Source organism: Acidocella aminolytica 101 = DSM 11237, assembly GCF_900129125.1.
GTDB classification, from domain to species: domain Bacteria; phylum Pseudomonadota; class Alphaproteobacteria; order Acetobacterales; family Acetobacteraceae; genus Acidocella; species Acidocella aminolytica.
Window position 1 is genome coordinate 73,045 of sequence record NZ_FQVJ01000007.1, and the last position, 19,435, is coordinate 92,479.

At 61.1% G+C, this 19,435-nt stretch carries 20 protein-coding genes and 3 tRNA genes; 12 read left to right on the forward strand and 11 right to left on the reverse strand.

What is annotated here, in order from left to right; genetic code table 11:
* Positions 1-51 precede the first annotated feature (51 nt).
* From ileS to BUB54_RS05645, 3 genes are read left to right on the forward strand one after another with little or no spacing between them, the layout of a single operon-like run.
* Complete coding sequence (gene ileS / locus BUB54_RS05635) at positions 52-2,814, forward strand: isoleucine--tRNA ligase (RefSeq protein ID WP_048878185.1); 2,763 nt, start codon at positions 52-54, stop codon at positions 2,812-2,814.
* Complete coding sequence (gene lspA, locus BUB54_RS05640) at positions 2,814-3,296, forward strand: signal peptidase II (RefSeq protein WP_048878184.1); 483 nt, start codon at positions 2,814-2,816, stop codon at positions 3,294-3,296. Before ileS ends, lspA begins: the two co-directional genes overlap by 1 nt.
* A 15-nt stretch (positions 3,297-3,311) precedes the next feature.
* Positions 3,312-3,872, forward strand: a complete 561-nt coding sequence (locus tag BUB54_RS05645) for a DUF3035 domain-containing protein (RefSeq protein ID WP_048878183.1) — start codon at positions 3,312-3,314, stop codon at positions 3,870-3,872.
* Between the two features lie 55 nt (positions 3,873-3,927).
* Here BUB54_RS05645 and murA read toward each other — a convergent pair whose 3' ends face one another.
* The 5 genes from murA to BUB54_RS05665 all read right to left on the reverse strand — a co-directional run bounded on the left by murA (position 3,928) and on the right by BUB54_RS05665 (position 6,131).
* On the reverse strand, positions 3,928-5,178 hold the full coding sequence (murA, locus tag BUB54_RS05650; protein WP_048878182.1) for a UDP-N-acetylglucosamine 1-carboxyvinyltransferase: 1,251 nt from the start codon (positions 5,176-5,178) through the stop codon (positions 3,928-3,930).
* Positions 5,179-5,186: 8 nt separating this feature from the next.
* On the reverse strand, positions 5,187-5,741 hold the full coding sequence (dcd, locus tag BUB54_RS05655; RefSeq protein ID WP_048878181.1) for a dCTP deaminase: 555 nt from the start codon (positions 5,739-5,741) through the stop codon (positions 5,187-5,189).
* On the reverse strand, positions 5,732-5,893 hold the full coding sequence (locus BUB54_RS20705) for a hypothetical protein (protein WP_175556470.1): 162 nt from the start codon (positions 5,891-5,893) through the stop codon (positions 5,732-5,734). Before BUB54_RS20705 ends, dcd begins: the two co-directional genes overlap by 10 nt.
* A 67-nt stretch (positions 5,894-5,960) precedes the next feature.
* Positions 5,961-6,035 (reverse strand) — tRNA-Gly (locus BUB54_RS05660).
* Between the two features lie 21 nt (positions 6,036-6,056).
* Positions 6,057-6,131, reverse strand: a tRNA-Gly gene (locus BUB54_RS05665).
* Between the two features lie 146 nt (positions 6,132-6,277).
* Here BUB54_RS05665 and BUB54_RS05670 point away from each other — a divergent pair.
* From BUB54_RS05670 to BUB54_RS05685, 4 genes are read left to right on the forward strand one after another with little or no spacing between them, the layout of a single operon-like run.
* Positions 6,278-7,216, forward strand: a complete 939-nt coding sequence (locus tag BUB54_RS05670) for a thioredoxin family protein (RefSeq protein WP_048880333.1) — start codon at positions 6,278-6,280, stop codon at positions 7,214-7,216.
* A 4-nt stretch (positions 7,217-7,220) separates the two neighbouring features.
* Positions 7,221-7,895 carry an LON peptidase substrate-binding domain-containing protein gene (locus BUB54_RS05675; RefSeq protein ID WP_048880332.1) on the forward strand — a complete coding sequence of 225 codons (675 nt, stop codon included), beginning with the start codon at positions 7,221-7,223 and terminating at the stop codon, positions 7,893-7,895.
* Between the two features lie 48 nt (positions 7,896-7,943).
* Entirely contained in the window at positions 7,944-8,141 is a 198-nt protein-coding gene (locus tag BUB54_RS05680; RefSeq protein ID WP_139284809.1) for a Trm112 family protein, read from the forward strand.
* Positions 8,138-9,571, forward strand: a complete 1,434-nt coding sequence (locus BUB54_RS05685) for an MFS transporter (protein ID WP_306309104.1) — start codon at positions 8,138-8,140, stop codon at positions 9,569-9,571. Before BUB54_RS05680 ends, BUB54_RS05685 begins: the two co-directional genes overlap by 4 nt.
* A 5-nt stretch (positions 9,572-9,576) precedes the next feature.
* Here BUB54_RS05685 and BUB54_RS05690 read toward each other — a convergent pair whose 3' ends face one another.
* Positions 9,577-10,104, reverse strand: a complete 528-nt coding sequence (locus BUB54_RS05690) for a SixA phosphatase family protein (protein WP_048880330.1) — start codon at positions 10,102-10,104, stop codon at positions 9,577-9,579.
* A 186-nt stretch (positions 10,105-10,290) separates the two neighbouring features.
* Between BUB54_RS05690 and BUB54_RS05695 the strand changes: the two genes are divergently transcribed.
* Positions 10,291-10,854, forward strand: a complete 564-nt coding sequence (locus tag BUB54_RS05695; protein ID WP_342351557.1) for a DUF6134 family protein — start codon at positions 10,291-10,293, stop codon at positions 10,852-10,854.
* Positions 10,855-10,865: 11 nt separating this feature from the next.
* Here BUB54_RS05695 and BUB54_RS05700 read toward each other — a convergent pair whose 3' ends face one another.
* The 5 genes from BUB54_RS05700 to BUB54_RS05720 all read right to left on the reverse strand — a co-directional run bounded on the left by BUB54_RS05700 (position 10,866) and on the right by BUB54_RS05720 (position 15,844).
* Positions 10,866-11,156 carry a hypothetical protein gene (locus tag BUB54_RS05700; RefSeq protein ID WP_048880341.1) on the reverse strand — a complete coding sequence of 97 codons (291 nt, stop codon included), beginning with the start codon at positions 11,154-11,156 and terminating at the stop codon, positions 10,866-10,868.
* A gap of 574 nt (positions 11,157-11,730) precedes the next feature.
* On the reverse strand, positions 11,731-12,774 hold the full coding sequence (locus BUB54_RS05705) for a ribonucleotide-diphosphate reductase subunit beta (protein WP_048880328.1): 1,044 nt from the start codon (positions 12,772-12,774) through the stop codon (positions 11,731-11,733).
* 85 nt (positions 12,775-12,859) lie between these two features.
* Positions 12,860-14,740 carry a ribonucleoside-diphosphate reductase subunit alpha gene (locus BUB54_RS05710; protein WP_048880340.1) on the reverse strand — a complete coding sequence of 627 codons (1,881 nt, stop codon included), beginning with the start codon at positions 14,738-14,740 and terminating at the stop codon, positions 12,860-12,862.
* Positions 14,741-14,978: 238 nt separating this feature from the next.
* Positions 14,979-15,704, reverse strand: a complete 726-nt coding sequence (locus tag BUB54_RS05715) for a L,D-transpeptidase family protein (protein ID WP_052948449.1) — start codon at positions 15,702-15,704, stop codon at positions 14,979-14,981.
* Between the two features lie 54 nt (positions 15,705-15,758).
* Positions 15,759-15,844, reverse strand: a tRNA-Tyr gene (locus BUB54_RS05720).
* Positions 15,845-15,913: 69 nt separating this feature from the next.
* Here BUB54_RS05720 and BUB54_RS05725 point away from each other — a divergent pair.
* The 4 genes from BUB54_RS05725 to eutC all read left to right on the forward strand — a co-directional run bounded on the left by BUB54_RS05725 (position 15,914) and on the right by eutC (position 19,434).
* Positions 15,914-16,786, forward strand: coding sequence for a TrmH family RNA methyltransferase (locus BUB54_RS05725; protein WP_048880327.1), 873 nt, complete (start codon positions 15,914-15,916; stop codon positions 16,784-16,786).
* A gap of 63 nt (positions 16,787-16,849) precedes the next feature.
* Positions 16,850-17,257 (forward strand): response regulator, encoded by a 408-nt coding sequence (locus tag BUB54_RS05730; protein WP_082075785.1) that lies wholly within the window; start codon positions 16,850-16,852, stop codon positions 17,255-17,257.
* Between the two features lie 43 nt (positions 17,258-17,300).
* Positions 17,301-18,704: an ethanolamine ammonia-lyase subunit EutB gene (locus BUB54_RS05735; protein WP_048880326.1), complete on the forward strand. Its 1,404-nt coding sequence runs from the start codon at positions 17,301-17,303 to the stop codon at positions 18,702-18,704.
* The gene (gene eutC / locus BUB54_RS05740) at positions 18,694-19,434 is read left to right on the forward strand and encodes an ethanolamine ammonia-lyase subunit EutC (protein WP_048880325.1); all 741 of its coding nucleotides are present in this window, start codon (positions 18,694-18,696) and stop codon (positions 19,432-19,434) included. The genes BUB54_RS05735 and eutC overlap by 11 nt, the downstream gene beginning before the upstream one ends.
* Position 19,435: the final 1 nt, after the last annotated feature.

Here is a 19,435-nt window from a genome sequence, read left to right on the forward strand (position 1 = left end):
TCCTGCGCCTTCCTTGCCGTGTCGTTTTCCGCCGCCAGGTGATTGCTTCCCATGACTGAAACGCTGACCGATTATAAATCCACCGTGTTCCTGCCGCGCACGGCGTTCCCCATGCGTGGGGAACTGCCCAAGCGTGAGCCGGAGATACTGCGCCGCTGGACGGAGATGGACCTCTGGGCCCGCCTGCGCGCCGCCGCCAAGGGCAGAAAGCCCTTCGTGCTGCATGACGGCCCGCCTTACGCCAACGGCAACCTGCATATCGGCCACGCGCTGAACAAGATTCATAAGGATGTCATCAACCGCGCCCAGCAGATGGCGGGCAAGGATGCGGATTACATCCCCGGCTGGGACTGTCACGGCTTGCCGATTGAATGGAAGGTCGAGGAAAAATACCGCGCCAAGAAGCTGGATAAGGACCAGGTGCCGGTTCTGGAATTCCGCAAGGAATGCCGGGAGTACGCGCAGCATTGGCTGGATGTGCAGGCGGCGGAATTCCAGCGCCTCGGCGTGGCAGGGGACTGGGCGAACCGCTACGCGACCATGGATTTTGCCTCCGAGGCGGCCATTGCCGGGGAAATCGGCAAGTTCCTGCTCAACGGCGCGCTCTATCGCGGCCTGCGTCCGGTGATGTGGAGCCCGGTCGAGAAAACCGCCCTGGCGGAAGCCGAGGTTGAGTATCACGACAAGAAAGACACGGCGATTTATGTCCGGTTCCCCGCCGCCGCTGCGGAGGGGGCATTCGCGGGCTGCGCCATTGTGATCTGGACCACGACCCCCTGGACTATTCCGGGCAATCGCGGCCTCGCAGCGGGGCATGAACTGGAATATGCCATCGTCACCGTAGATGAGGTGGCAGAGGGCAGTCTGGCCGTGCCCGGTGAACGGCTGATTGTCGGCACGGAATTGCTGGAGGCCTTCGCCAAGGAGGTCGGCATCACCGCCCACTCCGTCGGGGAGCGTTTCAAGGGCACGGCGCTTGAAGGTCAGCATTTCCAACATCCGCTGGCCAAGGCTGATGCGGGGTTTGATTTCACCGTGCCGGTGATGCTGGGTGAGTTCGTGACCATGGAGGCGGGCACCGGCATTGTCCACATGGCCCCTGGCCATGGCGAGGACGATTTCGCGCTCTGCAAGGCCAACGGCATCAAAGTGCCGGAGACGGTGGGCGATGACGGCACCTATTACCCCTCCGTGCCGCTGTTCGCGGGCTTGCATGTGTATAAGGCCGCCGGTCCGGTGTGCGACAAGTTGACCGAAATGGGCAATCTCGTCCATCGTAATGAATTTTTGCACTCCTACCCGCATAGCTGGCGCTCCAAGGCGCCGCTGATTTACCGTGCCACCGCGCAATGGTTCATCCGCATGGATGGCGAGGACCGGATCCGCGAACAGGCGCTCGCCGCGCTGGATGAGACAAAGTTTGTGCCCGAGATTGGCCGCAACCGAATCCGCTCCATGGTGGAAACCCGGCCGGACTGGTGCATTTCCCGCCAGCGCGCCTGGGGCGTGCCCATTGCCATTTTCGTGGATAAGCGCACCCACGAGCCGCTGCGCGACGAAGGGGTGGTGGAGCGTGTAGTGGAGATTTTCACCCAGGAAGGCGCGGACGCCTGGTACGCCCGCCCGGCCAGCGACTTCCTGGGCCTCGACCGTAACCCGGATGATTACGAGCAGATTTTCGACGTGGTCGATGTCTGGTTCGAATCCGGCTCCACCCATGCCTTCGTGCTCGAAGCGCGGGGTATGAGCTGGCCCGCCGATGTGTATCTGGAAGGCTCGGACCAGCATCGCGGCTGGTTCCAATCCTCGCTGCTGGAGGCCGTTGGCACACGTGGCCGCGCGCCCTTCAAGGCAATTGTGACGGATGGCTTCGTACTGGACGAGCAGGGGCGCAAAATGTCTAAATCGCTCGGCAACGTCACCGCCCCGCAGGAGGTGAACGACAAATACGGCGCGGATATTCTGCGGCTGTGGGTGCTGAACTCGGATATTTCCGAGGATCTGCGTATCGGCCCGGAAATTCTGAAGCAGCAGGCGGAACTGTACCGGCGGCTGCGCAATTCGCTCCGCTGGATTCTCGGCTCGCTGGACGGTTTCTCGGAGGCTGAACGCGTTGCGCCCGAGAATTTCCCGGACCTGGAGAAATTCTTGCTGCACCGGCTGTGGGAGCTGAACGGCAAGCTGCGCACGGCGGTGGAAGGCCATGATTGGACCGGCGTTTATCCCGCCATCCATCATTTCTGCACCACGGACCTCTCGGCTTTCTATTTCGATATCCGCAAGGATAGCCTGTATTGCGATGCGCCGTCCTCGCACACACGCAAATCCTGCCGCAGCTTCCTGGATATTCTGTTCCGTTGCCTGACCACTTGGCTCGCCCCCGCATTGCCCTTCACGGCGGAAGAAGCCTGGATGGCGCGTTACGGCGCCGAGGCGTCCGTGCATCTGGACGCGTTGGAGGATGCGCCGGAGGCGTGGGCAAATGATGCCCTGGCCGAAGGCTTCGCGCAGATTCGCGCATTGCGTGGCGATGTGACCGGCGCCATCGAGAAAATGCGCGTGGAAAAGCAGATAGGCTCCTCCCTCCAGGCGCAGGCCGTGCTGGCCGATGGCGCCCGGACGTTTGGTGATGAAGCCTTTTGGGCGGAAATCTGCATCACCTCCGCAGCCGCCTTTGGTGAGGAGAATAAGGCGGGTATCGCCCCCGGCCAGAAATGCGAACGCTGCTGGAAAGTGCTGCCGGAGGTGGGGGACAACGCCAAGCACCCCACGCTCTGCCGGCGCTGCTGCGAGGCTGTTGAGGAAATCGCCTGATGCGCTTTGGCATCGGCCTGCTGGTCGCCGCCTTTGTGCTGGCGGCGGACCAGGCCAGCAAATATGCCGTGCTGCACATCCTGCATCTGCAACAGGGTCAGCTCTTGGTACTGCTGCCGGTGCTGGATTTCGTGCTGGTTTGGAATCACGGCATCACCTTCGGGCTGTTCGCAGGATTCGGGGCTAAAATTCTGCTCGCGGTGCTGGCCAGCGCCGTGGTGCTCGCGCTGCTGATCTGGATGTTCCGTACTCGCAGCTGGCTGGTGACACTCGCCGTGGGCGCCATTGCGGGCGGGGCCGTTGGCAATGTGCTAGACCGCTTGCGCTATGGCGCGGTGGTGGATTTTATCCATGTGCATATCGGGGCGCTGGCCTACCCTTGGGTGTTCAATGTGGGGGATTCCGCCATCGTCTGCGGGGTGGTCGCGCTGATGTTCGATAATATCCGCCGCAAGCCGACTGTTGCGGCGGATAAAGGGTAAGGATAGGAAGACGCCATGATAACACGCCGCGCCATTGCCGTTCCCTCGACCATCGTGCTCGCTCTGGCGCTTGCCGGGTGCAGCTCCGGTATGAAGAAAACCTTTGGGCTGGAAGCCAACCCGCCCAACGCTTATGAGGTCGGCAGCTTGCCGCCGCTGTCCCTGCCGCCGGAGTTGGGCCAGCTTCCCGCGCCCAATCCCGGCCAGCCGCCCACGCAGGAGGTCAGCGCCGCGCAGGAGGGAGCCAATGTCATCGCCCCGGCCAACGCGCTGCCCACCGCGCCGCCAAGCATGTCTACCGCCGATAACGCGTTTCTGAACCAGGCCGGTCCGGCGCCGCAGGGCAATATCCGCGCTCAGGTGAACCAGAATGCCGCGGTGTCCAGTCGGTCCAGCAGCTTCGTCAATTCCCTGATGGACGACAATTCTAACGCCCCGACGGTGGTGAATGCCAGCGCCGAGCAGCGCCGCCTGCAGGAAAACGCCGCCCTCGGCAAACCGGCCACCGCCGGCGCCACGCCGCAGGAAACCAGTGCCCCGCCGAGCCTGTGGGACCGTTTCCTAAATATTTTCTAATAAAAAAGGGGCCGTGGCCCCTTTTTTTTGTCCGCTCCTGCGGCTGGGTGGGGGGTTAGCCCACCCGCTCCACCCGCGCGCCGCACCCGGCGAGCTTCTGCTCCACGGATTCGTAGCCACGGTCCAGATGATAGACGCGGGAGATCGTCGTCTCCCCCTGCGCGGCCAGGGCGGCAAGCACCAGCGAGAAAGAGGCGCGCAGGTCTGTCGCCATCACTGGCGCGCCGGTCAAATGCTTCACCCCGCGCACAATGGCGGACGAGCCCTGAATGTTGATCTTCGCCCCCATGCGCGCCAGTTCCGGCACGTGCATGAAGCGGTTTTCAAAGATGTTCTCGGTAATCAGCGAGGCCCCTTGCGCCACCGTCATCAGCGCCATGAACTGCGCCTGCATGTCCGTAGGAAAGCCGGGGAAGGGCTCGGTGGTCACATCCACCCCATGTAGCCCGTTGGCGCGGGTCACACGGAAGCCGTTTTGCGCTTCGGTAATCACCACTCCGGCCTCGGCCAGGGAGGTCAGCACCGCGCCCAGATCCGCCGCGCGAGCATTTTCTAGGAACACATCGCCGCCAGTAATGGCCGCCGCGCAGGCATAGGTGCCGGTCTCGATCCGGTCCGGCAGAATGGCGTGGTCCGCGCCATGCAGGTCCTTCACGCCCTCAATGGTCAGCGTGTCGGTCTCCAACCCTTCAATTTTGGCGCCCATTGCGATCAGGCATGTGGCAAGATCGGTGATTTCCGGTTCGCGGGCGGCGTTTTTCAGCACGGTCTGGCCATCCGCGAGGGCGGCCGCCATCAGCAGGTTCTCCGTGGCGCCAACGGAGACGAAAGGGAACACAATGGTCGCCCCCTTCAGCCCCTGCGGCGCCTTGGCGTTCACATAACCGCCATCCAGCTCAATTTGCGCGCCCATCGCCTCCAACCCTTTCAGGTGCAGGTCAACGGGACGGGTACCTATGGCGCAGCCGCCGGGCAAGGAGACGCGGGCCTCCCGCGTGCGGGCCAGCAACGGCCCCAGCACAAGAATCGAGGCGCGCATCTTCCGTACGATCTCATAAGGCGCCTCGGTGTTGGTGATCTTGCCGCCCAGCGTCAGGCTGCGCCCGTTGGGCGTCACCTCAATGCCATGCTGTGCCAGCAGTTGGGACATGGTGGCGATATCCGCCAGCCTGGCGACATTGGAGAGGGTCAGCCGCTCATCCGTCAGCAACCCGCAGGTCATCAGCGGCAGGGCGGCGTTTTTGGCGCCGGAAATGGCGATGGTGCCGTGCAGCGGCACGCCGCCGGTAATGCGAATCGAGTCCATGTTGTTGCTTACATCCTTGGCAGCGACACGCCGCGCTGGCCCATATATTTGCCCGCCTTATCGGCGTAGGAGACCTCACAAGGGCTGTCGCCCTTCAGGAACAAAAACTGACAGATGCCTTCACCCGCATAAATTTTGGCGGGCAGGGGGGTGGTGTTGGAAATTTCGATGGTCACCTGGCCTTCCCATTCGGGCTCCAGAGGGGTGACGTTCACGATAATACCGCAACGCGCATAGGTGGATTTGCCCAGGCAGATCACCAGAACATCCCGAGGAATACGGAAATATTCCACGGTGTTGGTCAGCGCGAAGCTGTTGGGCGGAATAATGCAGACCGGCCCGGTGCGGTCCACGAAGCTGGCGGGGCTGAACGCTTTGGGGTCCACCACCGCCGAATCGACATTGGTGAAAACCTTGAACTGCTCTGAGCAGCGCGCGTCATAGCCGTAGGAGGAGAGGCCGTAAGAGACAACGCCATCGCGCTTCTGGCTCTCCACGAAAGGTTCAATCATCCCGTGTTCCAGGGCCTGCTGGCGAATCCAATGGTCGGGCATCACGGGCATTTTGGGTCGTCCTTTTTCTCGGCGGGTTTGGCGCGGGCCTGGGCCTTGCGGCGGGCCAGGTTGGCGCGCAGTGCGGCGGCCTCTGCATGCTCCCGCGCCTGGCGGGCAGCTGCGGTCTTGTCGGATCGTGAGGGGGGGGGCGACGCCTTCATGCGGGACGTTCAAGCCGTTTCCTGAGCTTTTCGTCAAGGCCGGTTGTGAAGGAGATTGTGTGGTGACTGGAGCGGGCGAAGGGATTCGAACCCTCGACCCCAACCTTGGCAAGGTTGTGCTCTACCCCTGAGCTACGCCCGCATCATGTCACGCCGGTTTAATTGGAGCGGGCGAAGGGATTCGAACCCTCGACCCCAACCTTGGCAAGGTTGTGCTCTACCCCTGAGCTACGCCCGCTCGCGGCGTGGGAGGCTCTTTATAGGGGCGCGCTTTGGATTGCAAGCGGCGGTGAATGGGTTTGCAGCATTCAAACATGTTTGGGGTGTGAGAGACGGCTTGAATCCTATATAAAGGGCTGAAACCTTTATGACGGATCAAGCCTGATGAACACGCTCTTCAACGACGCACCCGGTCCGCAGGAGGCCGCACCCTCCGCCTTCATTATCGACGGCACACAGGCAAATTTCATGGAAGAGGTCATTGAGGCCTCGCGTGAAATGCCTGTGCTGGTGGATTTCTGGGCCACTTGGTGCGGGCCATGCAAAACCCTCACCCCGGCGTTGGAGCGCGTGATCAACGCCCAGAAAGGGCGGGTGCGGCTCGTGAAAATTGATGTAGACCAGAATCGTGAGCTGGTCGCGCAGCTTTCGCGCATGGGGCTACCCATGCAGTCCGTGCCGACGGTGGTGGCGTTCTGGCAGGGACAGATCGCGGATACGTTCTCCGGCGCGTTGCCGGAAAGCGAGATCAAGCGCTTTGTCGAGGCACTACTGAAAATTGCGGGCAGCTCCGCCCCGGGCGAAGCGCTGATTACCGAGGCCAAGGCGTTGTTGGACCAGGGCCAGCCCGAGCAGGCCGCACAATATTTCGCGGCAGCCTTGCAGGAAGCGAAGGACAAGCCGGAAGCCTGGGGCGGTCTGGTGCGCGCTTTCCTGGCCATAGGAGAGGAGCATCAGGCCGAGCAAGTGCTGGCCCAGGTGCCCGAATCCATCGCTGAACATGCCGAGGTCACCGGGGCTCGCGCCGCCCTAACCCTGGCGCAGGAAGGCCGCAAGGCCCAGGCCGCCATGGCCGGGCTCGAGTCGCGCCTGGCCGCCAATCCAGACGATCACGAAGCCCGTTACGATCTGGCCACCGCTCTCAACGCCACCGGCGCGCGGGCCGAGGCCGCCGCCGCGCTGCTGGAGATCGTGAAACGCGACCGCGCCTGGAACGAGGATGGCGCGCGGATGCAACTGCTCAAATTCTTCGAAGCCTGGGGAATGGACGATCCGGCGACAATGACCGCCCGCCGCAAGCTCTCCACGCTGCTGTTCAGCTAAGCCCATGAATGCGGCCTCTTTGAAACTGGACGCTCTGCCCGAGGAGTTTCCCATTTTCCCGCTCGCTGAGGCGTTGCTGCTTCCGGGCGGGCGGTTGCCGCTGAATATCTTTGAGCCGCGCTATCTCGCGCTGGTTGAGGATGCACTGGGGCAGGGGCGGTATTTCGGCATGGTGCAGCCGGATAAGCGCCTGCCGGAGGGTGAAAACGGCCCCGGCCTGTATCGCACCGGCTGCCTAGGCCGCATCAACGCTTTTGAGGAAACCGATGACGGGCGGTTTCTGATTTCCCTGAACGGCGTGATCCGCTTCACCATCGCCGAGGAAGTCGGCATGCGGCACGGCTACCGCCGGGTGCGCGCCGGTCTGGCAGGGTTCGCGGCGGATCTGTCGCCGGTGGAAACGGCGATTCTGCCCTTCCCGCGGCAGGATTTACTGGACGCGCTGCACCGATATTTCGCCGCCGCCGGGGTGGAGGCAAACTGGGAGGCCATCGGGGAAATGGACGATGTCACCCTTGTGACCTCCCTTTGCATGGCGTGCCCCTTCTCCAGCGAGGAAAAGCAGGCCCTGCTGGAAGCGTGGGATATATCGCACCGGGCAGAGGCGTTGCGCGCGTTGCTGGAGATTGACGCTTTTGATGGCGGCCCAGGTAACGGTGACACGCCAAAAGCAAGCTAGAACTGTAAAAGAACAGTGCGCGCCGCGCTATCTTGAAATCAGGTTGGGATGATGGACGACAAAACACGCGAACCGGGCATCGACCCGCGCCTTCTGGAAATGCTGATCTGCCCGCTCACGCGCGGGCCGCTGCGCTATGACGCCGTGCGGAGAGAACTGATCAGCGACAAAGCCGGGCTGGCTTTTCCTATCCGCAATGGCATCCCCATCATGTTGGCTGAGGAGGCAAGGCCGCTGGAACCGTGAGTGCGCCTGCGCCGGAGGAAGAGGCCGAACTACTCGTTCCCGTTGGGCGTATGCGCCTCACCGCCGTGATTGTGGCGGTGGCGCTGTTCATGCAGAATTTGGATTCGACGGTGGTGACCACGGCGCTGCCCGCCATGGCCGGGAGCTTCCATGTCGACCCGCTCTATATGAGCATGGCAGTCACTTCCTATCTCATCTCGCTGTCGGTGTTCATTCCCGCCTCGGGCTGGGTGGCGGACCGTTTTGGCGCCAGGCAGGTGTTCCGCACGGCTGTGGTGGTGTTCACGCTGGGCTCGATATTTTGCGGCTTCGCGCCCAATCTGCCGGTGTTGGTGGCATCCCGTGTGGTGCAAGGGCTCGGCGGGGCGATGATGCTGCCGGTGGGGCGGTTGTTGCTGCTGCGTTCAGTCAGCCGCGCGCAGATGGTCTCGGCAATGGCCTGGCTGACCATGCCAGCCCTGCTGGGGCCGATTTTGGGGCCGCCTCTGGGCGGTTTTATTGTCTCTTTCGCCTCCTGGCGCTGGGTGTTCGACATCAACGTGCCGATTGGCCTAGCCGGGGCGGTCGCGGTATCGCTGTTCATCCCGGATGTGCGGGAGGAAGGACGCGGCGGGCATCTCGATTCGCTGGGCATTCTGCTCTCCGGTCTCGCTATGGCGTTGCTGATGGTGGGACTGGAAACCGTCGGGCGCGGGCTGATCCCGCTTTACTGGACCTTGCTTGCTTTTTTGGGCGGCGGGCTGTCCTGCCTGTTCTACGTGCTCCATGCCCGGCATGAGGAAAACCCGGTACTCGACCTCTCTTTGATGCGGGTGCCTACCTTCGCGATCTCCTTGCTGGCGGGCACGTTGTTCCGTGTCGCGGTAGGGGCGCTGCCGTTTTTGCTGCCTCTGATGCTGCAACTTGGCTTTGGCAAATCGCCTTTGGCCAGCGGCCTTATCACCTTCGCGGCGGCGGCGGGCGCGCTGCTGATGAAATTCGCCGCGCAGCCGGTTCTGGCGCGGTTCGGGTTCCGGTCCGTGCTGGTCTGGAATGGCCTCATCGCGGCCTTGAGCATGGCCATCTGCGCCGCCTTCCGGCCTGCCTGGCCAGTCTGGCTGATGGACGGGGTGCTGTTTGTCGCGGGGTTCTTCCGGTCCTTGCAATTCACCGCCTTCAACAGCATCGCCTATGGCGACATTCCCCGTGCGCGCATGTCCGCCGCCACAACATTCTATTCCACCGTGCAGCAACTCTCCCTGACGATGGGCGTGGTGATAGGCGCCGCTAGCCTGGAGGTTTCCAGTTGGGCCAGCGGGCATAGGGTGCCGAGCCTATCCGATTACGGGATCGCGTTTCTGGTGGTGAGCGGCGTGGCCCTGCTGGCCATTCCGCTTTGCGCCCGGCTGCCCCGCAATGCCGGGGCGCAGCTCAGCGGCCATCGGGGCTGAGATGGTTATTCGCAATCCTTGGGCAGCAGCAGCCGCTTGAGGCTGGCATTGGCATTGCCGCTGCCCAGCTGGCGCCAGGTGCTGGTCACCAGAAATTCAGACAAAGCGGCGGTGGGGTAGCCTTCGTCAATCCGCGCGGCGGCTTTATCCGGCCGCGTGGGGCCCGCCAGCATCAGTGCCAGCTCATGCAGCCCCGGATTATGCCCGATCACCAGCACGCTGCGGACGGTCTCAGGCAGATCCCGCAGCGTGTTCAAAATCTGCGGCGGCGTAGCCATATAAAGCTGGGGCAGGGCGTCAATATTTGGCCACTCATCCCAAACCGGGGCGTTTTCCAGCTCTTCCAGCGTTTGCTGGGTGCGCGTGGCGGTGGAAACCAGCACGACCTCCGGTGCCAGCCCTGCTTGGCGCATGGCTTGGGCGATCTTGCCTGCGGCACGACGGCCTTTTTCCGTCAGGGCGCGGTCATGGTCGGACTGGTCGCCGGTCGCGGTTTCGGCTTTGGCGTGTCGAAGCAGAAAGAGCTGATGCATGGCATGATTGTGCCATGATAGAATGCTTCTGTCGCCCCTATCTGGTCTCTGAAACTTGCTGGGAAGGAACTCATGCAACTCACGCGCAAGATGCTTGAAAGGCGAGGTTTTTTATCGGGAGCGACGGCTTTGGCTGCGGTCCCGGCGGCAAAAGCGGCGCCCTTGCCTGTGCCTTCAAGTAACCAAATGCACTTCAAAATTCTTCGCAATGGCTCTCATATTGGTGAAGAGCTGATGAAGTTTACGCAAGATGGTGACAATCTGCGGGTTGATATCCATGCGGACATGGTGGTCCGAATCGCCGGGATTCCGATTTTCCATTACGGCGCGTCGGTGGTGGAACGCTGGAAGGCGGGTAAATTTCTCCGGGTGGACAGTAAGGTGAACCATAACGGCACCCGGCTTTCCGTGCTGGCTAACCAAATTCCGGGCGGCTACGCGGTGGAAAGCACGAAGGCTGGCGATTACCAATATACCGGCAACCCGCCGATGCTGCCGCTGACCTACTGGAACAAGGCCATCCTAAAGTCAATGATTCTGAACGTGGAGACCGGGCATCATTATAAGGCAGTTGTGAATTCACCCGGCTGGAACAAGCTGCCCACGGCGGAGGGGGGCACCATTCTCGCCCAGCGTTTCGATGTCACCGGCAAGCTGCATCTGACCGTATGGTACGACCAGTACGACCAGTGGTCAGGGTTGGAGTTCCATGTCAGCGGGAACGAGATGTTCCAGAAATATGTGACCTAACCCGGGCCGGGTCAGCTCAGGTTTTCCTCGGGATGGCGCAAATGCCACAGTCGCTCATGCGCGGCCACGAGACTTTCAATGCTCTTGCGACGGTTGGTATCGGACGGAACCGTGCGGCGGGTGAGCATGGATTCCAGAATCCGCAGAAGCTGCTCGGCAATTTCATAGTCGCCCTGGTCGCACGCGTGGTGGAAGGCGAGCAGAATCTTGTCGGATAAGCGGCGGGTATAACGAGGTGTATTGCCGCCTGTCCGCGCGGAGGACCGTTCAATATCTGCTTCAGGGGCTGTGAAACCTGCCATATGTTTTGGTCCGGTCATTAAATAGAGTCGACGTTCTTTATTATTGGCGTGCGCGAGGCACATTTATAGCCATTGTTCTCAATTTTTATGCCACGATCGCTCACGGTAAACATATTAAGCTAATATGACCTAAAATTAAGTGTGCCTACATAGAAGTATTAAAAGAAAATTTTTCGTCTGGCTAGATAAACACAAAACTTTGATTAACGCAGAAATGTTGCGATTTCGCAAGGTATTATCTTATTAATAGTGGTTTACTTTTTGTTTACTACCGAGGGTGCGGGCCAAACGCCGCCTGACCGAGAAAAAATCTGATCTTATTAAATTGTTATGGGAAAACCGGACAGTGACCCGGTTGAGAGCGCCGGCAAGGGCTGTCTCGCCTGAACCCTGAGTGAATTTCAGTCGGAAAGTCGCCGTAAAGGCGGCGTGGCGCTCAAATGAGCGCTGAATGGCAGAAGCTAGAACACGCAGCTTGTTTCCGCGCATTCTAACTCTCTGTTTGGATAGACGGCTTTGTGTGTTTATTTCGACGATGTCTCGTCAATGTAAACGCGCTTGACGCTGGAGCGCCTTACTCTTGCGACTGGGTGTTGTCCGCTACCGGCGCGTCGTCGAAATCCGACCAGACATCCTCCCAGGAGCCCGTGGTGGAGGCTTTGCTGTACTCGGTGGAGCGGTTTTCGAAGAAATTCGTATGCTCCACGGCGTTCAGCATTTCATCCAGCCAGGGGAGGGGGTTTTTCTCGACATGGAACAGCGGGTTCAGCCCCAGCCCGCCCAGGCGGCGATCGGCGATATAGCGGATATAGTGCTTCACCTCATCGGCGGTGAGCCCTTCCACCGCGCCGAGCTCAAAGGCGAGGTCGATAAACGCATCCTCATGGTCCACGATGGTCGCGCAGGTTAGGTAGATTTCCCGGCGCAGCTCCTCGGTCCAGACTTCCCGGTTTTCCGAGATGAAAGTGCGGAACAGCTTGGTGATGCTCTCGCAATGCAGTGACTCATCGCGCACGGACCAGGTGATGATCTGCCCCATGCCCTTCATCTTGTTAAAGCGCGGGAAGTTCAGCAGAATCGCGAAAGAGGCGAAAAGCTGAAGCCCCTCGGTGAAGGCTCCAAAAGCGGCGAGGGTCTTGGCGATCTCATGCTTGTTCTCCATCGAGAAGCTGTGCATGTAATCGTATTTGTCCTTCATCGCCTTGTATTTGAGGAAGGCCTGATACTCCAGCTCCGGCATTCCCACCGTATCCAGCAGATGCGAATAGGCGGCGATATGCACGGTCTCGATATTCGAGAATGCCGAGAGCATCATCAGCACTTCTGTGGGTTTGAACACCTGGGCGTAGTGCCGCATGTAGCAGTTATTCACCTCGACATCCGCCTGGGTGAAGAAGCGGAAAATCTGGGTGAGCAAATTGCGCTCAGCCTCGGTGAGTTTTTTGTGCCAGTCACGCACATCCTCGGCCAGTGGCACTTCCTCGGGCAGCCAATGCACACGCTGTTGGATCAGCCATGCCTCATAGGCCCAAGGATAGCGGAAGGGTTTATAGACCGGGTTTTCGGTCAGCAAATCCATTTTCTTGTCAGCCTCGGGGGGCGTCACGCTCGTGCTCATCGTTATAGCCTTCAAAGACTGGGCCATGGCCCTCATCCTTTAGAAAAGTGGTGCGGGGTCAATGCCCACGCGGAAAGCTGGCCTGTTACTGGCAGGCCAGGCATTCTTCGTAATTATTCGCCCCCGCCGCGGCCAGGGGCAGCGTAGCCCCGGCATCGTTCGCGGGCGCTTCATCCAGCGTTACGGTGACTTTCTTCTCAGACACGTTGTCAGCACGCTGGATCGAGAGCGAGCGGCAATAATAAAGCGACTTCACGCCCTTTTTCCAGGCCTGGAAATGAATCTGATGTAGGTCGCGCTTATGAACGTTCGCCGGCAGGAACAGATTGATCGACTGGCTCTGGCAGATAAACGGCGCGCGGTCCGCCGCGTGTTCCACCACCCAGCGCTGGTCCAGTTCGAACGCGGTCTTGAACACGTCCTTCTCATGCTGGCTAAGGAAATCCAGATGCTGCACCGAGCCTTTATTGATGGTGATGGAGGACCAGATCTCCTCATTATCCTGCCCATACCCGGCCAGCACTTTCTTCAGCGCCCGGTTGCGTACCGAGAAGCTGCCCGAGAGGGTTTTTTGTAGGAACACATTGGCGCTGATCGGCTCGATCCCTGGCGAGGCATTGCCCGCGATGATCGAGATGGACGCCGTCGGCGCAATGGCGATCTTGTGCGAGAACCGTTCCTCAATCCCGTAATCCGCCGCATCCGGGCAGGCGCCGCGTTCGGCCGCCAGCTTTTTGGAGGCTTGGTCCGCCTGCGCGCGGATATGTTTGAACATCTTGGTGTTCCACACCTTCGCCATCACGCTTTCCCACGGGATGTTGTTGTCTTGCAGAAAGGAGTGGAAACCCATCACGCCCATTCCGATGGAGCGTTCCCGGTAAGCGGCATATTTGGCGCGCTCCATGGAATCAGGTGCCTTCTGGATGAAATCTTCCAGCACATTATCCAGGAACCGCATTACGTCCTCGATGAATTGCTCATTCTGATGCCACTCGAACCAGGTTTCGAGATTCAGCGAGGAGAGGCAGCACACGGCGGTGCGCTGCTTGCCGTATTGGTCAACGCCGGTGGGCAGGGTGATCTCGGCGCAGAGATTGGAGGTCTTGACCTCCAGCCCCGCCAGCTTGTGCTGTTCGGGTCGGGCATTATTCACGTGGTCGGAATAGATGATGTACGGCTCGCCCTGTTCGATGCGCGTGGTGAGAATACGGATCCACAACGCACGGGCGGAGATGGAGCGCACGACACTGTTATCTTTGGGCGAGCGCAGCCCCCACATCTCGTCTTTTTCCACAGCGCGCATGAAATCGTCGGAGATCAGCACGCCATGGTGCAGGTTCAGCGCCTTGCGGTTGGGGTCGCCGCCGGTGGGGCGGCGCATATCCACAAACTCCTCGATCTCAGGGTGCCAGACAGGCAGATACACCGCCGCCGAGCCCCGCCGCAGCGAGCCCTGGGAGATGGCGAGGGTGAGGCTGTCCATCACGCGGATGAACGGGATGATGCCGGAAGTTTTGCCGTTCTGCCCCACCTTCTCGCCGATAGAGCGCAGATTGCCCCAATAAGACCCAATGCCGCCGCCCTTGGAGGCAAGCCACACATTCTCGTTCCACAGCCCGACAATGCCATCCAGGCTGTCCGTGGCCTCGTTGAGGAAGCAGGAGATCGGCAACCCGCGATCCGTGCCGCCATTGGACAGCACCGGCGTCGCGGGCATGAACCACATTTTCGAGATATAGTCGTAAAGCCGCTGAGCATGGGCCTGGTTGTCCCCGTAATAGGAGGCAACGCGCGCGAACAGGTCCTGGTAGCTCTCACCCGGCAGCAGATAACGGTCATCCAGCGTGGCGCGGCCGAAATCCGTCAGCAGCGCATCGCGCGAGCGGTCCAGCTTCACCTGGAAGCGGCCCGGCATCTGCACCGGTGCATCCAGCAGCACGGCTTCAGGCTTGGTCATCATGTTCATCTCTGCCAGAACCTCTGTTCGTAAAAAATCGGTCACCATAACAACATATAGTGTGTATATCGCGCAATCTTAACTAATGGTGCGATCGTGGTTTTTTTTCTGAGACCCATCTTGCCTTTGGCCGTCTGCCGAGTCCGGGCATGGCGGGAGGCGCGGCCAGAAACAATGCGGGAGCGTTTGTTCTTTTTATGTTCCTGTTTGGCGGCCGGGTCAATGAAAAGAGACCGAGTCGTTTCGTTCAGTCTTCGTCACGGTCGGCCACAATGGCCGGCGGGTCGCCGGGCATGGTTTCCAGTGTGCCCGGCCCTAGGATAATCAGCACGATAGTGCCCGGCTGCACGGCCCGAAACAGCCGAATCACTGCCCCTGGCGCCATCTGGATGCAGCCCTTGGAGGCCGGTTGCCCCAACTGTCCCAGATCCGCCGTGCCGTGGATATAAATATGCCGGGCCCGCGTATCGACGTCTCCGCCTTCATTCCAGCCAGGCTCTAGCCCTGTGAGTGTCAGGATACGGGTGGTGATCATCTCATTCGCCGCCGGGTCATCGGGCGTGAAAACCGGCCGGGCGATGCCGCCAGTGGGGCCGTGCCGGTCCAGCACCGCAAAGGCGGGTAGCCCGGCGCCAATCTTGCCTGAGATCTCGAACACACCCAGCGGCGTCTCAAAGCTGCCATCGCGCTCCCCGGTGCCCCGGCTGGCGGTGGAGACAGGCCAGGTATCAGCCAGCACGCCGTTCCTGAAAAAATAAAGCTGCTGCCGCGCCACATCCACGGCAATGAACACCTTGTCGTTCGCGGCTGGGTACTGGGCAAGCAACTGGTGCCAGTCCATCAGTAAGGCGGCTGCGGCGGTGCTGGAAAGCGGGGTTTGCGGCAAGGCTGCCCGCGCAGGCGCTGCCGCCATGGAGGCTAAAAGACCAAAAACGGCCAACAGGCCGCGAAATGGCGGGGTCTGACGAGCCATGCGGCAAATGTAGGCCCGCAATGAAGCGCTGCAAATTAAATTATGATGTGAGGATGGTGGAAGGGGTTGGATTCGAACCAACGTAGGCGCACGCCAACGGATTTACAGTCCGTCCCCTTTAGCCACTCGGGCACCCTTCCACGTGCGCGCCTCATTGCAACGAGAGGGGGCCGGTTGTCAACGCAGGGGGGCGGAGATAGTGAGGGCTCATGAGTCAAAATCGTCACTTTCAGGGTAAAAACGGCCCGAAACAGCGTCCCCTCCGGGAAGACCGGTCAGCCTCATCTGGCACTGGCCCACGGCCGGAAGGGCGGCGTGGAGATCGTGGCGCCGCCAAGCGTGGCCCCAGCGCCCCGGCGGGGGCAGTGTGGCTCTATGGCACCCATGCGGTGGCGGCGGCGCTGAAGAATCCAGCCCGTTTGCTGCGCCGTTTGGTTATTACCGAGGACGCGCAAGCGGCCCTGGCGGCGGAATGTCCGCAGCCCTGGCCAATTCCCCCAGAAATTTCCCCGCGCGAGAAAATCGACCAGATTCTCGGCGCCCGCCCCGGCTCGGGCATCGTGCATCAGGGAATCGCCCTGTTGGCGGATCAACTCGCCGCACCGTCCTTGCAGGAGGCGCTGAAACGCCCCGGCCCGGTGTTGGTGCTGGATCAGATTTTCGACCCCCGCAATGTCGGCGCGCTGATGCGCACGGCCCAGGCCTTCGGCGCTTGCGCCGTGCTCGCCCAGGACCGGAACGCGCCGGAGGAAACCGGCGCCCTCGCCAAGGCGGCCTCCGGGGCGCTGGAATCGATCCCCTTGCTGCGGATCACCAATATTTCGCGCGCTCTGACGGTACTGAAATCGATCGATGTCTGGGTGGTCGGGCTGGATGGTCACGCCCCCTCACGCCTGCGCGGGGAGGATTTCGCGGGCCGCCGCGTGGCGCTGGTTCTGGGCAGTGAAGGTGAGGGGATGCGCCGCCTCACGCGTGAGACCTGCGATGAGGTTTGCGCCCTGGCTATGCCGGGCGGTATGGAGAGTCTGAATGTCTCTGCCGCCGGGGCCGTGGCACTTTACGAATTAACGCGTGCTGCGTAACAATCTGTCTTTAATCTTTTCCCCCCAGAAACACCGCATTACAACCCTGTTGGGAGAGGTTGGATGGGACAAAAATTGGCACGGAAAACCGTTGATGAGACGGTGTTGGTCGTCGATGACGAACCAACAGTGCGGATGCTTGTCGCTGAAACCCTGAAAGACCAGGGCTTGGCCACGGTTGAGGCGGAAAATGCCGATGCCGCGCTGCTGATCTTGCAATCGGTGGCGCGGATCGACTTGATGGTGACGGACATCACCCTGCCCGGCGTAAATGGGCGCCAACTCGCAGAAACCGCCAAACATCTGCGTCCGGGCTTAAAAGTGCTGTTCATGACCGGCTATGCCCATGATGCTGGGTTTGGCAGCGCCTCCAGCGGCGGGGCGGAGATTATTACCAAGCCTTTCTCCTTGGCCATGCTGGGGCTGAAGGTTCATAATCTGCTGGCGGAGTCTAGCCCGTCTTCTTCCTGATAATTTACGTTGCGTTGCGGTAAACTGCGTGGTTCCATGTGGCATGGGGAATTTTTCACATGTCTTTCGCGGGGAAACCTTCCGTTTTCCTGACCTGAAAACCGTTCTGGCCCGTGCCTCCGCCCGCCGCTCTGGCGATGAGCTGGCTGGGCTCGCCGCCGCATCTGATGCCGAGCGTGTGGCCGCGCGGGCGGTGTTGGCAGATCTGCCGCTTAAGATTTTCCTCGAAGACCCGCTAATCCCTTACGAAACAGACGAAGTCACGCGGCTGATTTTCGATACGCACGACCACGCCGCCTTCCGCCCCGTGGCGCACATGACCGTGGGGCAGTTCCGGGATTGGCTGCTTTCTTACGAGGCGGACAGCGCCGCACTCACCGCCCTGGCGCCGGGCCTGACCCCGGAAATGGCCGCCGCCGCTTCCAAACTAATGCGCAACCAGGATCTGATTGCCGTCGCGCGCAAATGCCGGGTGGTTAAAGCGTTCCGCAACACCGTCGGGCTTGAAGGGCGCTTGTCCTCCCGCCTGCAGCCCAACCACCCCACGGATGATTTAAAAGGCATCGCTGCGTCCACGCTGGACGGGCTGCTCTACGGCACGGGCGATGCCGTCATTGGTATCAACCCTGCCACGGACAGCGTGCAAAACTGTCTCTCGCTGCTCTCCATGTTGGATGATCTGCGCACGCGTTACGATATCCCCACCCAGACTTGCGTGCTCACCCATGTCACCAACTCCATCGAAGTGATGAATGCGGGCGGGGCGGTTGATCTGGTATTCCAATCCATCGCCGGGTCGCAGGCCGCGAATGAGGGATTCGGGGTCAACCTCTCGATTTTGCGAGAGGCGTATGAGGCGTCTCAATCCCTCAAACGGGGCGCCATCGGCCAGGATACGATGTATTTTGAAACCGGCCAGGGCGCGGCACTTTCAGCCGGGGCGCATTTTGGCGTGGACCAGCAGACCATCGAGGCACGGGCCTATGCGGTGGCGCGGGCCTTCTCTCCGCTGCTGGTGAATACGGTGGTGGGCTTTATCGGCCCGGAATATCTCTATGACGGCAAACAGATCATCCGTGCCGGGCTGGAGGACCATTTCTGCGGCAAGCTGCTCGGCATCTCCATGGGGTGTGACGTTTGCTACACCAACCATGCCGAGGCCGACCAGGATGACATGGACACGCTGATGACGCTGCTTACCGCGGCGGGGGTGAATTTCGTTATCGCAGTGCCGGGGGCGGATGATGTGATGCTCAATTACCAGAGCCTTTCTTATCACGATGTCTTATATCTGCGTGCCACCTTCGGCGCCCGCCCGGCGCCGGAGTTCGAGGACTGGCTGGAAAAGATGGAGATGATGGACCGCCACGGCCGGATGCGCCTGCCCGGCCCGCAAAACAAAGCGCAAAATCGCCTGTTGCTCGGGGAGGGGCAGAATGCCGCCTGAGGATCCTTGGGCCAAGCTGCGTCAGGCCACCCGCGCGCGCATCGGGCTGGGCCGCGCGGGGGATGCGATGAAGATTGGCGATGTGCTGGACTTCCAGTTCGCCCATGCCAAGGCGCGTGATGCTGTGCATACCATGCTGGATACCGCCGCCCTGCGCGCGGCTCTACCCGGTGCCATCGCGCTGCACAGCGAGGCCCCGGACCGCGAAACCTATCTCCGCCGCCCTGATCTGGGCCGCAAGCTGGCGCGGGACTGCCTGCCCTTACTGTCCAAAAGTGAGTATGACGCGGCGATTGTGATCGCGGACGGACTTTCAGCCACGGCGGTGATGCAAAATGCCGTGCCGGTTTATGAGGCGCTGACGGCACGGTTGAGCGGGTTTAAACTGACTCCCCCCATTATTGCCACGCAGGCGCGCGTGGCGTTGGGGGATGATATCGGCGAGGCGCTGGGGGTGAAGCTGGTGGCGGTGCTGATTGGCGAGCGGCCGGGGCTGACCGTATCTGACTCGCTGGGGATCTATCTCACTTACGCCCCGAAACGCGGCACGCTGGATTCCGCCCGAAATTGTATCTCCAACGTGCATGCCCATGGCGGGCTCTCTCACGGCGCGGCGGCGGATATGTTGGCTTGGCTGATGCGCGAGGCGCTGCGGCGCGGTCTGACCGGCGTGGGACTGAAAGAGGCCAGCGGGCTGACGCAGGATGGCGCCGTTTCGCTGGTTAGCTGAA

Excerpts from the sequence above, each read along its gene's own strand:
- BUB54_RS05670 (WP_048880333.1), top strand. The coding sequence starts at position 6,278 with ATGAACACGCTCTTCAACGACGCACCCGGTCCGCAGGAGGCCGCACCC.
- BUB54_RS05735 (WP_048880326.1), top strand. The coding sequence starts at position 17,301 with ATGGGGAATTTTTCACATGTCTTTCGCGGGGAAACCTTCCGTTTTCCT.
- BUB54_RS05675 (WP_048880332.1), top strand. The coding sequence starts at position 7,221 with ATGAATGCGGCCTCTTTGAAACTGGACGCTCTGCCCGAGGAGTTTCCC.
- dcd (WP_048878181.1), bottom strand. The coding sequence starts at position 5,741 with ATGCCCGTGATGCCCGACCATTGGATTCGCCAGCAGGCCCTGGAACAC.
- eutC (WP_048880325.1), top strand. The coding sequence starts at position 18,694 with ATGCCGCCTGAGGATCCTTGGGCCAAGCTGCGTCAGGCCACCCGCGCG.
- BUB54_RS20705 (WP_175556470.1), bottom strand. The coding sequence starts at position 5,893 with ATGAAGGCGTCGCCCCCCCCCTCACGATCCGACAAGACCGCAGCTGCC.
- lspA (WP_048878184.1), top strand. The coding sequence starts at position 2,814 with ATGCGCTTTGGCATCGGCCTGCTGGTCGCCGCCTTTGTGCTGGCGGCG.
- BUB54_RS05700 (WP_048880341.1), bottom strand. The coding sequence starts at position 11,156 with ATGGCAGGTTTCACAGCCCCTGAAGCAGATATTGAACGGTCCTCCGCG.
- BUB54_RS05695 (WP_342351557.1), top strand. The coding sequence starts at position 10,291 with ATGCACTTCAAAATTCTTCGCAATGGCTCTCATATTGGTGAAGAGCTG.
- BUB54_RS05645 (WP_048878183.1), top strand. The coding sequence starts at position 3,312 with ATGATAACACGCCGCGCCATTGCCGTTCCCTCGACCATCGTGCTCGCT.
- BUB54_RS05705 (WP_048880328.1), bottom strand. The coding sequence starts at position 12,774 with ATGAGCACGAGCGTGACGCCCCCCGAGGCTGACAAGAAAATGGATTTG.
- BUB54_RS05725 (WP_048880327.1), top strand. The coding sequence starts at position 15,914 with ATGAGTCAAAATCGTCACTTTCAGGGTAAAAACGGCCCGAAACAGCGT.
- BUB54_RS05680 (WP_139284809.1), top strand. The coding sequence starts at position 7,944 with ATGATGGACGACAAAACACGCGAACCGGGCATCGACCCGCGCCTTCTG.
- BUB54_RS05730 (WP_082075785.1), top strand. The coding sequence starts at position 16,850 with ATGGGACAAAAATTGGCACGGAAAACCGTTGATGAGACGGTGTTGGTC.
- ileS (WP_048878185.1), top strand. The coding sequence starts at position 52 with ATGACTGAAACGCTGACCGATTATAAATCCACCGTGTTCCTGCCGCGC.
- BUB54_RS05715 (WP_052948449.1), bottom strand. The coding sequence starts at position 15,704 with ATGGCTCGTCAGACCCCGCCATTTCGCGGCCTGTTGGCCGTTTTTGGT.
- murA (WP_048878182.1), bottom strand. The coding sequence starts at position 5,178 with ATGGACTCGATTCGCATTACCGGCGGCGTGCCGCTGCACGGCACCATC.
- BUB54_RS05710 (WP_048880340.1), bottom strand. The coding sequence starts at position 14,740 with ATGAACATGATGACCAAGCCTGAAGCCGTGCTGCTGGATGCACCGGTG.
- BUB54_RS05690 (WP_048880330.1), bottom strand. The coding sequence starts at position 10,104 with ATGCATCAGCTCTTTCTGCTTCGACACGCCAAAGCCGAAACCGCGACC.